Consider the following 12,139-nt stretch of genomic DNA (forward strand, 5'->3'; position numbering starts at 1 on the left):
GCACGCGACTACGACCACAGGCGGGAACCCATGGCACGTCACGCAGCCTCCGACCCTTCGCCGAAGCGGCTCCGCGCCGCCGGCCTGACCCTCTCCATGGCCGGCGCGGCCCTGGCGATGGCGGCAGGCGCCGCACAGGCCGGGGAACTCGACGTCCCCGCGGCCGTGGCGGGGGTCGCCAATCCGATCGGGAACCTGAAGGTGAACCCGCTGGCGCACACCGGCGTGGACCCCCTGGACAACGGCGTGGCCACGAAGGTGGCCGATTTCCCCTCGGTCGGCACGGGGATGGTCACCGGGATCCTGACGCAGGGCCCGTCGGTGAAGGAGATCCCGGAGACCGCCGTCTCCTCGCTGCTGGGGCCGGTCCTGCCGAAGGGGTAGGGGCGGGGCGCACGAAGGCCCCGGCAGACGGGGGATGACTGCCGGGGCCGGTTCATGGGGACGGGGCCCGCGTACGGGTCAGTAGGAGCTTCCGCCCGCGCCCAGGGAGCCCGTCGGGTGCCAGACCGTCTTCGTCTCCAGGAAGGCGGTCATGCGCGCGGTGCCCGGGTCGGCGCTCCAGTCGTCCACAGGCTGTGGACGCAGGACGCGCTTGAGGTTGTCCGCCGCCGCGATCTCCAGCTCCTTGGCGAGGGCCGCGTCGGCACCCGCCAGGTCGATCGCGTTGACGTCCTGGTGGGAGGCCAGGTGGGGGCCCATCTCGGCGGCCTTGCCGGAGAGGACGTTGACCACGCCGCCCGGCAGGTCGGAGGTGGCCAGCACCTCGCCCAGGGACAGGGCGGGGAGCGGAGACCCCTCCGAGGCGATGACCACGACGGTGTTGCCGGTGGCGATCACCGGGGCGATCACCGAGACCAGGCCCAGGAACGACGAGTCCTGCGGGGCCACGACCGTGACCACGCCCGTCGGCTCCGGGGTGGAGAGGTTGAAGAACGGGCCCGCGACCGGGTTGGCCCCGCCCACGATCTGGCCGATCTTGTCGGTCCAGCCCGCGTACCAGACCCAGCGGTCGATGGCCGCGTCGACGACCGCGCCGGCCTTCGACTTGGACAGGCCCTCGGCCTCGCCGACCTCGCGGACGAACTGCTCGCGGCGGCCCTCCAGCATCTCGGCGATGCGGTAGAGGATCTGGCCGCGGTTGTACGCGGTCGCGCCCGACCAGCCGCCGAAGGCCTTGCGGGCGGCGACGACCGCGTCACGGGCGTCCTTGCGGGAGGACAGCGGGGCGTTGGCCAGCCAGTTGCCCTTGGAGTCCGTCACTTCGTACACCCGGCCGCTCTCGGAGCGGGGGAACTTGCCCCCGACGTACAGCTTGTAGGTCTTGAAGACGCTCAGACGCCCGGCGGCGGAGCCGCCCTTTTCGACACTTCGCTCAGACATCGAGGTAGCCCTCCAGGCCGTGGCGGCCGCCCTCGCGGCCGAAGCCCGACTCCTTGTACCCGCCGAAGGGCGAGGTCGGGTCGAACTTGTTGAACGTGTTGGCCCAGACGACGCCCGCGCGGAGCTTGTTCGCGACCGCGAGGATGCGCGAGCCCTTCTCCGTCCAGATGCCGGCGGACAGGCCGTACTGGCTGTTGTTGGCCTTGGCGACGGCCTCGTCCGGGGTGCGGAACGTCAGCACGGACAGCACCGGGCCGAAGATCTCGTCGCGGGCGACGGTGTGCGCCTGGGTGACGTTCGTGAAGAGCGTCGGGGCGAACCAGTAGCCGGCGGACGGGAGCTCGCACGCGGGGGACCAGCGCTCGGCGCCCTCGGCCTCGCCGGTCTCGGCGAGCGCGGTGATCCGGGCGAGCTGCTCGGCGGAGTTGATCGCGCCGATGTCGGTGTTCTTGTCGAGCGGGTCGCCCAGGCGCAGCGTGGAGAGGCGGCGCTTGAGGGAGTCCAGCAGCTCGTCGTGGATCGACTCCTGGACCAGCAGGCGGGAGCCCGCGCAGCAGACCTGGCCCTGGTTGAAGAAGATGCCGTTGACGATGCCCTCGACGGCCTGGTCGATGGGCGCGTCGTCGAAGACGATGTTGGCGCCCTTGCCGCCCAGCTCCAGGGTGACCTTCTTGTCGGTGCCGGCGACGTGGCGGGCGATCTTCTTGCCCACGGCGGTCGAGCCGGTGAAGGCGACCTTGTTGACGTCCGGGTGCTCGACGAGGGCCGCGCCCGCGTCGCCGTAGCCGGTGAGGATGTTGACGACGCCCTTGGGCAGGCCCGCCTGGCGGCAGATGTCCGCGAAGAACAGCGCCGAGAGGGGGGTCGTCTCCGCCGGCTTCAGCACGACCGTGTTGCCGGTGGCGAGCGCCGGGGCGATCTTCCACGCGAGCATCAGGAGGGGGAAGTTCCAGGGGATGACCTGGCCGGCCACGCCGAGGGGGCGCGGGTTGGCGCCGTAGCCCGCGTGGTCGAGCTTGTCGGCCCAGCCCGCGTAGTAGAAGAAGTGCGCGGCGACGAGCGGGAGGTCCGCGTCGCGGGTCTCCTTGATCGGCTTGCCGTTGTCCAGGGTCTCCAGGACGGCCAGCTCGCGGCTGCGCTCCTGGATGATCCGGGCGATGCGGAAGAGGTACTTGGCGCGCTCGGAGCCCGGCAGCGCGGACCACTTCTCGAAGGCCCTGCGGGCGGCCTTCACGGCGCGGTCGACGTCGGCGGCGCCGGCCTGGGCGACCTCGGCGAGGACTTCCTCGGAGGACGGGGAGACGGTCTTGAAGACCTTGCCGTCGGCGGCGTCGGTGAACTCGCCGTCGATGAAGAGCCCGTAAGAGGGGGCGATGTCGACGACCGAGCGGGACTCGGGGGCCGGTGCGTACTCGAAAAGGGATGCCATGGTGATCAGTCCACCGTCACGTAGTCGGGACCGGAGTAACGCCCGGTGCTCAGCTTCTGGCGCTGCATGAGCAGGTCGTTCAGCAGGCTGGAGGCGCCGAAGCGGAACCACTCGTTGGTCAGCCAGTCCGCGCCCGCGGTCTCGTTGACCAGGACCAGGAACTTCAGCGCGTCCTTGGTGGTCCGGATGCCGCCGGCGGGCTTCACGCCGATCTGAATGCCAGTCTGCGCCTTGAAGTCGCGGACGGCTTCGAGCATCAGCAGCGTGTTCGCCGGGGTGGCGTTGACGCCGACCTTGCCGGTGGAGGTCTTGATGAAGTCGGCGCCCGCGAGCATGCCGATCCAGGAGGCGCGGCGGATGTTGTCGTAGGTCGACAGCTCGCCGGTCTCGAAGATCACCTTGAGCCGGGCGGCGGTGCCGTCCTCGCGGACGCACGCCTCCTTGACGGCCTTGATCAGCTCGTACGTGTCCAGGTAGCGGCCGGCGAGGAAGGCGCCACGGTCGATGACCATGTCGATCTCGTCGGCGCCGGCGGCGACGGCGTCGCGGGTGTCGGCGAGCTTGACGGGCAGGGCCGCGCGGCCGGCCGGGAAGGCGGTGGCGACGGAGGCGACCTTGACGTCGGCGCCGTTCAGCCCGGCCTTGGCGGTGGCCACCATGTCGGGGTAGACGCAGACCGCGGCGGTCATCGGCGTGCTGCGGTCGGTCGGGTCGGGGTTGACGGCCTTGGCGGCGAGCGCCCGCACCTTGCCCGGGGTGTCCGCACCCTCAAGCGTGGTCAGGTCGATCATCGAGATGGCCAGGTCGATGGCGTACGCCTTGGCCGTCGTCTTGATCGAGCGGGTGCCGAGGGAGGCCGCGCGGGCCTCCAGGCCGACTGCGTCTACGCCGGGCAGCCCGTGCAGGAAGCGGCGCAGCGCGCTGTCGGACGTCGTCACGTCAGCGAATGCGGTGAGGGTGGTGGGCATGGTCACCACATGAGCATATCTACGCGCGTAGCTTCCTGTCACCCCCCTCGCGCACATCTGCGCGTGACATCCGTCATCGGTGCACCCGGCCGGGCGTACGGCACAATCGGCGGCATGACTACGCCCTCCCCCCACGAGCCGGTCTACGCCGACCGCGTCTACCGCTCCCCCATGGCCGTCGTCACCGGGGTGGTGCTGCTGGCCCTGATCGCCTGGCTGTGCGGGGACGCCGTCGTGCGCGGCGAGGGGAGCGCCCGCTGGGTCGGGCTCGCCATCGCGCTGTTCGCCGTACCACTGACGGTCGCCTTCACCGTGCGGCCGGCGGTCTTCGCCAACGACGACCGGATGCGGGTGCGCAACCCCTTCCGCATCATCGAGCTGCCCTGGGGGGCCGTGGACGCGGTGCGCGCCGGGTACTCGGCGGAGGTGCTCGCGGAGGGGTCGAAGTACCAGCTCTGGTCGGTGCCGGTGTCGCTGCGCGAGCGCAAGAAGGCGAGCCGCAAGTTCAGCCGCCGTGACGCGCTGGGCGGCAAGGGGCTCGGGCAGGACGGCGGCACGGGCACGGCGGGCACGGCCGGTCCCGAGCGGGCCGCCGCCGACCAGGTCGTGGACGAGCTGCGCGAGCTCGCCGAGCGCGGGGCCGCGCGGCCCGGGGCGCAGGGCTCCGTCTCCGTGAAGTGGGCCTACGAGATCATCGCTCCCACCGTGGTCGGCGCGGTCGCGCTGATCGTCCTGCTCGCCACGGGCTGACCCGGCGCGCGATCGGCGAATTGCACCACTCCCCCCGGCAGGTCCGGAACCGGCGCCACCGGGGGGTGCGTCCTCCCGGGTGTGCACCGTCTTGAGGGCAGCGGCAGCGCCGCCACCGCCACACAGCTCCCGCTCCGGCTCCGCCTCCTGAGCGGGGCCCTGCTGGCCGCTCATCTGGTCCTCGTCGGATGGCTGACCCTGCGCCCGCTGGACGTCCCCTGGGCGGCGGCGGCGAACCTGGACTTCCTGGAGGGCATCCGGGCGGACCTCGCCTACGGGCCGCTGGAGGCCGCGCGGCGGATCGGTGAGGGAGTGGCCCTGCTGGCCCCGCTGGGGGCGTTGCTGCCGCTGGCCGGCGGCCGGCTCACCCACTCGTCGCTGGGCGCGTGGTCCTCGCTGGGCCGCACGACGGCCGCGACGGTACTGATCTCCCTGAGCATCGAGATGCTGCAGAGCGCGGTCCCGGGCCGGGTCGTGGACGTGGACTCGCTGCTGCTGAACACGCTCGGGGTGGTCCTCGTCCACCTCGCGGTGCTGCCGGCCCTGAGGGCCCGGATGCGGCGCTCGCTGCGGCCTCAGGGGTCCACCCCGAGAATTACCAGGGTCGGCCTGGCACCTTGGGCCGAGGTCCTGTCGGCGGTACCGCGGGAGTATTGAGACATCGCACGGGACACGGGATTCCGGGCGGTTCCGATACGAAAGTCCCGCTACGAAGGAGACAGACCATGAGCGCGATGACCCGCCCCCGTGACGGTCGGATGATCGGTGGCGTCTGCGCCGGCCTCGCGCGCCGCTTCGGAATCAAGACGCGGACGATGCGCATCATTTTCGTGCTGTCGTGCCTGCTGCCCGGCCCGCAGTTCCTGATCTACCTGGCGCTGTGGCTGCTGATGCCGAACGAGAAGGCCTCTTCCGCCACCGGTTCGGCGCGCACCGCCTGGTAGTCCGGGCCACGGCGGCCCCGGCCGTCGGGGTGGACCCGCCGCGGTCCCGGGCGGGCCGAAGAGGGATCCGCGCGGAATCCGAGGAGAGTTCAGCCCGCCTTGCGGACCTTCTCCAGCTGCTTGTCCGCCACTTCCTGCGGGACCAGCACCTTCTTGTCGGCGGAGGCCACGTTGAGGGCCATCAGGCGCACGACCCGGTCCCCCTCGCGCACGACGACCAGGTGGACCTGTGCCGAGACGCCCGCGGCGGCGGCCGTCGTGGTCCAGCTGACGCTCTCGTCGCCGTCGGCCTTGTAGGGGGTCGCCTTCACGTCGCGGTAGGCGCCGGTCTGCTGCTGGACGGTGGCGGTGAAGCCCGCGCCGCAGGCCGCCACGGCCTCGCGCAGCCGGGAGAGGACCCGCTTGGCGTCGCTCTCGCTGTAGGAGCTGACGGAGGCGGAGACCGCGAGCCCGGCCTGCTTCTGCGAGCCGACGCCGCGGTTGACGGTCTCGTGCGCCGCCGGGTCCGGCTTGTCGCCCATGACGTCGGCGAGGGGCTGGCAGGCCTTCTTGTCCGCCTGCGGCTGGCCGTCGGGGGCGTTCGGGTTCTTGCCCTGCGCTGAGATCTGATAGCCGGCCAGGTCGCCCTGCCGGAGGGCGGCCGCCTCCAGGGTGGCGTCCTTGGCCTTGGGCGCGGCGGAGACGGCCGGGGCGCCGGAGGCACCCGGGGCGGGGGCCGCCGCGGAACCCTTCGGGTCCGGGGACCTGCCCGCTGCGGGGGCCGGGGATCCACTGCACCCCACCGCCGCGAGGAGCAGGCAGGGAACCAGTGCGATCATCGTCGCTCGTGCCTTCATGCGCATGACCTTGACCTCATACCCCGTGCGTCGGCGGGCAGTTGGTGGCGATCGTGGCACACCGCGCGGCGGAGTACACACCCGTTCGAAGGGGTGCGCGTCCGCCGCACGCGCGTGCGCATCGCGGCAGCGTCAGCCGCCGAGGCCGTTCAGGGCGCCGGTGGCCGGGGCCAGGCCGCCGAGCAGGTTCGTGACCGGGGCGGTCGGGTCGGAGGACTGCTGACCGTCCTGGCCGTGCTCGGTCTGGTTCGTGAGCGAGCTGGTGGCCCCCGTGACGGTGCCGAGGGCGTCCGTCAGGTTGGCGGCCGGGAGCCCGGCGGCGGAGGCGGTGCCGGCAGCGCCCGCGGCGAGGGCGGCTCCGACGACAGCGAGACCGAGGGACTTGGCAGCTGACAGCTTCATGAATTGTCCTTGCGACGGGGAATTGAGCGGCTCCGCAAGCTAGTCACGTCAAACCCCCGGCCGCAAACATCAGTCAATATGAGAAAGCGCCCGGGAGTTGGTGCTCCCGAGCGCTTTCCGTGCGTTATCCCGTGGCCTAGGCCGATACAGTTCCGCTGGTCGAAGCGGTCTGACGGAACAGCCACTCGGACTTCAGCTCCGCATAGCCCGGCTTGATCACGTCGTTGATCATCGCCAGTCGTTCATCGAAAGGAATGAACGCGGACTTCATCGCATTGACGGTGAACCACTGCATGTCGTCGAGCGAGTAGCCGAAGGCGTCGACCAGGTGCTCGAACTCGCGGCTCATGCTGGTGCCGCTCATCAGCCGGTTGTCGGTGTTGACCGTCAGGCGGAAGTGCAGCTTGCGCAGCAGACCGATCGGGTGCTCGGCGTACGAGGCGGCCGCGGCCGTCTGCAGGTTCGAGGTCGGGCACATCTCCAGGGGGATGCGCTTGTCCCGGACGTACGAGGCCAGGCGGCCCAGCTTCACCGAGCCGTCCTCGGCGACCTCGATGTCGTCGATGATCTTCACGCCGTGGCCGAGCCGGTCGGCGCCGCACCACTGCAGGGCCTGCCAGATCGACGGCAGGCCGAAGGCCTCGCCCGCGTGGATCGTGAAGTGGTTGTTCTCGCGCTTGAGGTACTCGAACGCGTCGAGGTGACGGGTGGGGGGGAACCCTGCCTCGGCGCCGGCGATGTCGAAGCCGACCACGCCGTTGTCGCGGTAGCGGTTGGCCAGTTCGGCGATCTCCAGCGCGCGGGCCGCGTGCCGCATGGCCGTCAGCAGCGCTCCGACGCGGATGCGGTGGCCGTTGGCCTTGGCGCGGCGCTCGCCCTCGCGGAAGCCGTCGTTGACCGCCTCGACGACCTCTTCGAGGGTCAGGCCGGCTTCCAGGTGCTGCTCCGGGGCGTAGCGGATCTCGGCGTACACGACGCCGTCCTCGGCCAGGTCCTCGGCGCACTCCGCGGCGACCCGGAAGAGGGCCTCCTTGGTCTGCATGACCGCGCAGGTGTGCGCGAAGGTCTCCAGGTAGCGCGGGAGGGAGCCGGAGTCGGCTGCTTCGCGGAACCAGATGCCCAGCTTGTCGGCATCGGTCTCGGGAAGGTTCTCGTAGCCGACCTCGCGGGCCAGCTCGATGATGGTCCCGGGGCGCAGCCCACCGTCGAGGTGGTCGTGCAGGAGCACCTTCGGGGAGCGGCGGATCTGATCCGGGGTGGGCAGGTTGGGGGTCTCGCTCGTCATCTGCGCACTCTAGCTCCTACGCGCGTAGAGCACCGGTTGGCGCAGGGGGTCGATATGTAACAGAGACCGTACGGACGGGTGGCGTACACCTGTCAGTCTGAGACTGTTCCGCCATGGCACAGCATGCGCCGCCGGCGCGCGGGGCCCGTCTGGGGCGGGCGGCCGGCGCGAACGGCTCGGGTTCGACGGTCAGTGGTGTGGTCCTCCTGCTTCCCGGAGCGTCCAGACTCTCCCCCGGTCCGGTGCGTCCGCTCGCGCGGGCACTGGCCCGGACGGGCGGACGGGACGGGCTGGTCGCGCACACCGTGGCGCACGGCGCGGGCTCCCGGGAGAAGGCCGCGCGGTGGGCGGTGGAGGAGGCGGTACGGCTCTACGGGGACGTGCCCGTGTGCCTGGCCGGCTACTCCGCGGGCGGCGGGGCGGCACTGCGGGAGGCGGGGCACGATGCCGTCAACTCGGTGCTGGCGCTCGCCCCTTGGCTGCCGGAGGCCGCGCGCGAGGCCTCCCCTGAACCGGTGAAACAGCTCGCGGGCCGTCATGTGCTGATCGTGCACGGCACGAACGACGCGCGCAGCGACCCGGAGTCCTCCTTCCGGCTGGCGGCGCGGGCCAAGAAGGCGAATCGTTCTACCTGCCGGTTCGAGGTGCACTCCGACGGGCACGGGCTGCGCGACCACCAGGCGGAAGTGGTGGCGCTCTGCGTGGACTTCGTCCTCGGGTCGATGTTCTCCGGGCGGTACTCGCGGCCGGTGACCGACGCCCTGGCGGCGCCGCCGCCGCTGGGGCTGCGGATGCCGCTGGCCTCGGGGTTCGGGCGGTCCCTGCGCGGCTGAGGATCCGCTGTCGGACGGGCGGCGCGAGCGTAGAGTGAGGACTGGACTCGGGGTGGCTCGGGGTGCCTTGCGGGAGGCGATCACCCATGGCCGGACTGGTGCGCAGAAGCTTCGACAGCGCCGACGAGACGCGGCCGTTCGAGGGCGGAAAGGGCAGGCTGGACCTCCTCCAGACCGCCGACGGGCCCGTCGGGCGGGCCGTGTTCGAACCGGGCTGGAAGTGGTCCGAGCACGTCAAGCCGCTGGCGGGCACCGACAGCTGCGAGTCCGCGCACACCGGGTACGTGGTGAGCGGGCGCATCCAGGTCGTCATGGACGACGGGGAGAGCGGCGAGTACGGCACCGGTGACTTCCTGCAGATCGCGCCCGGACACGACGCCTGGGTACTGGGGGACGACCCCTGTGTCGTCCTGGACTGGACCGGCTACGGGAGCTACGCGAAGCCCGCGTCCTGATCCCACACCCGCCGAACCACCCGTCGAAACCGCCCGTCGAACCGCCCGTCGGTCACCCGTCGAGGAAGACCGGGTTGGTGAGCGCCGCCGGGGCGCCCGGCAGCGGCGGGGCGCCCGCCGGATGGCGGACCTCCGCCCGTACGTAGGCCGAGCGCGCCGGCGTGGTGTGCCACTCCACCGGGGCGGGCACCGCGTCGGCCGCGGCGGCCGGCACGGTGAGGACCACGCCCTGGTCGGTCACCAGCCGCAGCTCGCAGCCCTCGGTGGCGGAGCCGGTCACCGAGAGCCGTACGAGCACGTCCGTGTCCGGGTCGGGGGTGGACAGGCGCCCGCCGATGCCGGCGTGCGCGCCGCGGCCGGTCACGGCGTCGAAGGAGACGGTGACGCGGTCGGACTCCGCGGCGTAGGAGCGGCCGGAGCGCAGGCCCGCGAGGACCGCCTCGCGGGTGAGGTCGTCGGCCAGGACCACGGTCTGCGGGGTGCCGACCCGGTCCGGGTCGCGGTGGTGGTCGCTGCCCGCGACGGCCGGGAGCCGGCGGTCGCCGCGGGCGCCGCGCAGGGTGGCGTCCCAGGAGGCCAGCGCGACCTCGTCGTCCGGGGTCCAGGGACCGTTCCAGACCTCGACCGCGTCGGCCTCGCCGAAGCCGAACTTCCAGGCGCAGCCGATGCAGGTGGCGTGCGGGTGCGCGGGCACGACGAGGCCGCCCGCGCCCCGGATCGTACGGGCGAACCGGCCGAAGCGGTCGTCGCGGGCCCGGTAGCGCCAGTCGACGAAGGTGCCGGGGTCGGTGCCGACGGCCAGGACGTGGCCGGTGCGGGTGGTGACCTCCTCACCCGTGAGGACGAGGAGCTCCGGGGGGACGACATCGGCCCAGGCGGCGTGCGCGGAGTGGGTGTTGTGGTCGGAGGAGTTGATGAAGTCCAGGCCGGCGGCGCGGGCGAGGGCGGCTGTCTCGGCCGGGGTGCGGCGCCCGTCGGAGTGCACGGAGTGGACGTGGAGGTCGCCGCGGTACCAGGCGCGGCCGCGGCCCCGGGCACGCTGCGACGGGTAGCGGAGCGGGGCCCCGGGGGCGGCGGGTCCGTAGGAGAACGTCGCGGTGATCTCGTACGGGAGTCCTCGCGGGGCCACCGTGTACGGGCCGAGGAGCAGGTGCCAGCGGCCCGGGTCGATGGGGCCGGGCAGGTAGCCGGGGGTGGCCGCGTCGGTGCGCAGGAAGAACTCCGCGCGGGCGCCGCCGGACCAGCCGCGGAATCCGTGGCCGCCGAGGGCGGTGCCGCGCGGGTCGAAGATGCCGATGTCCAGGGCGTTGCCGGGGGTGCCGGGCGGCACCGGGGGCTTCTCGTAGGTGTAGGAGACGTGCAACTCGCGTACGCCGGCGGGGACGTCCAGGGGGACTTCGACGAAGTCCGGGGCGCCCGCGGGGATGGTGCCGCGCAGGGTCCTGGTCGTGGGGGCTCCCCCGGTGCCGGTGCCCGTGCCGGTGACGGCGGAGGGGACGTGCGGGGCGGCCGCGGCGGCCGCCAGCAGATCGCGTCGGGTCATCGCCATGTCCCCAGGGTGGCCGGGGGAGGTGAATCCCGCGTGGATTCGGTGTGTGGGCGGTCTAGCCGGTGCGCGGGGCGGGGGCGGGGGCGCGGAGGAGGGTGGTGGCCCGGTCCAGGCTGCGGGTGAGGGCGGGGCGGGTGGGGCCGGTGGCGAGGACGTACGCGTGGTGGAGGGCGCCGGTGGGGGCCCGGCGGACGGTGGCGTCCGCCGGGACCTGGAGCCGGACGCGCACCACTCCGGGGAGGGCACGGGCGGCGGTGAGGGCGTCGGCGGCCCCGGCGGGGCCGCTGCCGGGCGGGAAGTCGACGTAGCGCAGGCCCGCGTGGGCGGTGGCGGGCGGTTTGCGGACGGGCGCGGGCAGGCCGAGGCCGGCGGTGAGGGCGTGGGCGAGTACGTCGGTGCCGTGCGCGAGGCGCAGCAGCCGGGTGACCTCCTCGGCGCCGGGGTGGGGGTGCGTCTCGATCAGGCGGGGGCCGCGGGCGGTGAGGACGACCTCGGTGTGGGAGGGGCCGTCGCGGTGGCCGGCGAGGTCGAGCACGCCGCGCACGAGGGCCCGTACGGCTTCGGCGGTGGCGGGGTCGAGGGCGACGGGCGCGTCGTGCCCGGCGGCGGTGGGGGCGTGGGCGGGCGGGCCCGGTTCGGGGGTGGGGGCGGGCAGGCTCCTGGTCCAGCCGAGGACGCGGTGGCGGCCCTGCCGGGAGAGGGTCTGGACGGCGAGTTCGGGGCCTTCCAGGAACTCCTCCACCAGCAGGTCGGTGACCTCGGGATAGTGCGGGGCGGCGGCCCGCGCCCCGGCCTCGTCGTGGACGACGAGCACGCCTTCGCCATGGGCGCCCGCGCGGGGCTTGATCACGCAGGGGTAGCCGATCAGGGCGGTGAGGAAGGGGATGAGGGCGGCCCGGCCGCAGCGGGCGAAGGAGACGGGCCGGGCGGGGTGGAGGGTGTTGGCGCGGGCGCGCAGGGCGGCCTTGTCCATGAGGGCGGTGACGGCGGAGGCCGGGGTGCCGGGCAGGCCGAGGGCCTCGTTGGCGCGGGCGGCGGCCAGGGCCGTGGCGGGGCCGAAGCCGAAGACGCGGGCCCTGCCGTGGCCGACCTCCGCCAGCCGGGCGACGGCCCCGACCAGGCGGGGGTGGTCGCGCCAGTCCGTCCGTACCCGCCGCTCCGCCCCCTCACGGTCGGATGGCACCGATGGATCCGGCGCGACCACCACGGTGCGCGCGCCCGCACGGCGGGCGGCGGCCACCTCGGCGGGACACGGGCCGAGCAGGACCGCCACGGGTCGGTGCCGTGGTCCGGTGGTCGTCCCCT

Annotated in this window: 14 protein-coding genes; 6 read left to right on the forward strand and 8 right to left on the reverse strand. The window is 73.1% G+C overall.

What is annotated here, in order from left to right:
- Positions 1–30 precede the first annotated feature (30 nt).
- Positions 31–384 (forward strand): hypothetical protein, encoded by a 354-nt coding sequence (locus OG295_RS12715; RefSeq protein ID WP_371676986.1) that lies wholly within the window; start codon positions 31–33, stop codon positions 382–384.
- A gap of 78 nt (positions 385–462) precedes the next feature.
- Here the strand turns inward: OG295_RS12715 and OG295_RS12720 are convergent, their stop codons facing one another.
- From OG295_RS12720 to deoC, 3 genes are read right to left on the reverse strand one after another with little or no spacing between them, the layout of a single operon-like run.
- A complete protein-coding gene (locus OG295_RS12720) occupies positions 463–1,383 on the reverse strand; it encodes an aldehyde dehydrogenase family protein (protein ID WP_371676987.1) in 921 nt (306 codons plus the stop codon).
- Complete coding sequence (locus OG295_RS12725) at positions 1,376–2,812, reverse strand: aldehyde dehydrogenase family protein (RefSeq protein WP_371676988.1); 1,437 nt, start codon at positions 2,810–2,812, stop codon at positions 1,376–1,378. Before OG295_RS12725 ends, OG295_RS12720 begins: the two co-directional genes overlap by 8 nt.
- A 5-nt stretch (positions 2,813–2,817) precedes the next feature.
- Entirely contained in the window at positions 2,818–3,780 is a 963-nt protein-coding gene (gene deoC, locus OG295_RS12730) for a deoxyribose-phosphate aldolase (RefSeq protein ID WP_266841823.1), read from the reverse strand.
- A gap of 114 nt (positions 3,781–3,894) precedes the next feature.
- On the opposite strand from deoC, the gene OG295_RS12735 reads away from it, so the two are divergent.
- From OG295_RS12735 to OG295_RS12745, 3 genes are all read left to right on the forward strand, one after another.
- Positions 3,895–4,530, forward strand: a complete 636-nt coding sequence (locus tag OG295_RS12735) for a PH domain-containing protein (RefSeq protein WP_371676989.1) — start codon at positions 3,895–3,897, stop codon at positions 4,528–4,530.
- Positions 4,531–4,611: 81 nt separating this feature from the next.
- On the forward strand, positions 4,612–5,187 hold the full coding sequence (locus OG295_RS12740; protein ID WP_371676990.1) for a VanZ family protein: 576 nt from the start codon (positions 4,612–4,614) through the stop codon (positions 5,185–5,187).
- Between the two features lie 68 nt (positions 5,188–5,255).
- Positions 5,256–5,474, forward strand: a complete 219-nt coding sequence (locus tag OG295_RS12745) for a PspC domain-containing protein (protein ID WP_371676991.1) — start codon at positions 5,256–5,258, stop codon at positions 5,472–5,474.
- 89 nt (positions 5,475–5,563) lie between these two features.
- On the opposite strand, the gene OG295_RS12750 is transcribed toward OG295_RS12745, so the two are convergent.
- The 3 genes from OG295_RS12750 to OG295_RS12760 all read right to left on the reverse strand — a co-directional run bounded on the left by OG295_RS12750 (position 5,564) and on the right by OG295_RS12760 (position 7,997).
- Complete coding sequence (locus tag OG295_RS12750; RefSeq protein ID WP_371676992.1) at positions 5,564–6,310, reverse strand: hypothetical protein; 747 nt, start codon at positions 6,308–6,310, stop codon at positions 5,564–5,566.
- 132 nt (positions 6,311–6,442) lie between these two features.
- Complete coding sequence (locus OG295_RS12755; protein ID WP_266841333.1) at positions 6,443–6,712, reverse strand: hypothetical protein; 270 nt, start codon at positions 6,710–6,712, stop codon at positions 6,443–6,445.
- 136 nt (positions 6,713–6,848) lie between these two features.
- On the reverse strand, positions 6,849–7,997 hold the full coding sequence (locus tag OG295_RS12760) for an adenosine deaminase (protein WP_371676993.1): 1,149 nt from the start codon (positions 7,995–7,997) through the stop codon (positions 6,849–6,851).
- A 113-nt stretch (positions 7,998–8,110) separates the two neighbouring features.
- Here OG295_RS12760 and OG295_RS12765 point away from each other — a divergent pair, with 113 nt between their 5' ends.
- Both OG295_RS12765 and OG295_RS12770 read left to right on the forward strand, forming a co-directional pair.
- Entirely contained in the window at positions 8,111–8,830 is a 720-nt protein-coding gene (locus OG295_RS12765) for an alpha/beta hydrolase (protein ID WP_371676994.1), read from the forward strand.
- A gap of 86 nt (positions 8,831–8,916) precedes the next feature.
- A complete protein-coding gene (locus OG295_RS12770) occupies positions 8,917–9,285 on the forward strand; it encodes a cupin domain-containing protein (protein WP_371676995.1) in 369 nt (122 codons plus the stop codon).
- A gap of 52 nt (positions 9,286–9,337) precedes the next feature.
- Here the strand turns inward: OG295_RS12770 and OG295_RS12775 are convergent, their stop codons facing one another.
- Together OG295_RS12775 and OG295_RS12780 are read right to left on the reverse strand one after the other, a co-directional pair.
- On the reverse strand, positions 9,338–10,834 hold the full coding sequence (locus tag OG295_RS12775; protein ID WP_371676996.1) for a CehA/McbA family metallohydrolase: 1,497 nt from the start codon (positions 10,832–10,834) through the stop codon (positions 9,338–9,340).
- Between the two features lie 55 nt (positions 10,835–10,889).
- On the reverse strand, positions 10,890–12,017 hold the full coding sequence (locus tag OG295_RS12780) for an ATP-grasp domain-containing protein (protein ID WP_371676997.1): 1,128 nt from the start codon (positions 12,015–12,017) through the stop codon (positions 10,890–10,892).
- Positions 12,018–12,139: the final 122 nt, after the last annotated feature.

Origin of the sequence: Streptomyces sp. NBC_01276 (genome assembly GCF_041435355.1) — a bacterium.
In the GTDB taxonomy this organism is placed as follows: domain Bacteria; phylum Actinomycetota; class Actinomycetes; order Streptomycetales; family Streptomycetaceae; genus Streptomyces.

Bases quoted from the DNA above. Each gene is read 5' to 3' on its own strand.
- OG295_RS12735 (WP_371676989.1), top strand. From the start codon at position 3,895: ATGACTACGCCCTCCCCCCACGAGCCGGTCTACGCCGACCGCGTCTAC.
- OG295_RS12725 (WP_371676988.1), bottom strand. From the start codon at position 2,812: ATGGCATCCCTTTTCGAGTACGCACCGGCCCCCGAGTCCCGCTCGGTC.
- OG295_RS12775 (WP_371676996.1), bottom strand. From the start codon at position 10,834: ATGGCGATGACCCGACGCGATCTGCTGGCGGCCGCCGCGGCCGCCCCG.
- OG295_RS12745 (WP_371676991.1), top strand. From the start codon at position 5,256: ATGAGCGCGATGACCCGCCCCCGTGACGGTCGGATGATCGGTGGCGTC.
- deoC (WP_266841823.1), bottom strand. From the start codon at position 3,780: ATGCCCACCACCCTCACCGCATTCGCTGACGTGACGACGTCCGACAGC.
- OG295_RS12770 (WP_371676995.1), top strand. From the start codon at position 8,917: ATGGCCGGACTGGTGCGCAGAAGCTTCGACAGCGCCGACGAGACGCGG.
- OG295_RS12715 (WP_371676986.1), top strand. From the start codon at position 31: ATGGCACGTCACGCAGCCTCCGACCCTTCGCCGAAGCGGCTCCGCGCC.
- OG295_RS12720 (WP_371676987.1), bottom strand. From the start codon at position 1,383: ATGTCTGAGCGAAGTGTCGAAAAGGGCGGCTCCGCCGCCGGGCGTCTG.
- OG295_RS12765 (WP_371676994.1), top strand. From the start codon at position 8,111: ATGGCACAGCATGCGCCGCCGGCGCGCGGGGCCCGTCTGGGGCGGGCG.
- OG295_RS12755 (WP_266841333.1), bottom strand. From the start codon at position 6,712: ATGAAGCTGTCAGCTGCCAAGTCCCTCGGTCTCGCTGTCGTCGGAGCC.
- OG295_RS12760 (WP_371676993.1), bottom strand. From the start codon at position 7,997: ATGACGAGCGAGACCCCCAACCTGCCCACCCCGGATCAGATCCGCCGC.
- OG295_RS12750 (WP_371676992.1), bottom strand. From the start codon at position 6,310: ATGAAGGCACGAGCGACGATGATCGCACTGGTTCCCTGCCTGCTCCTC.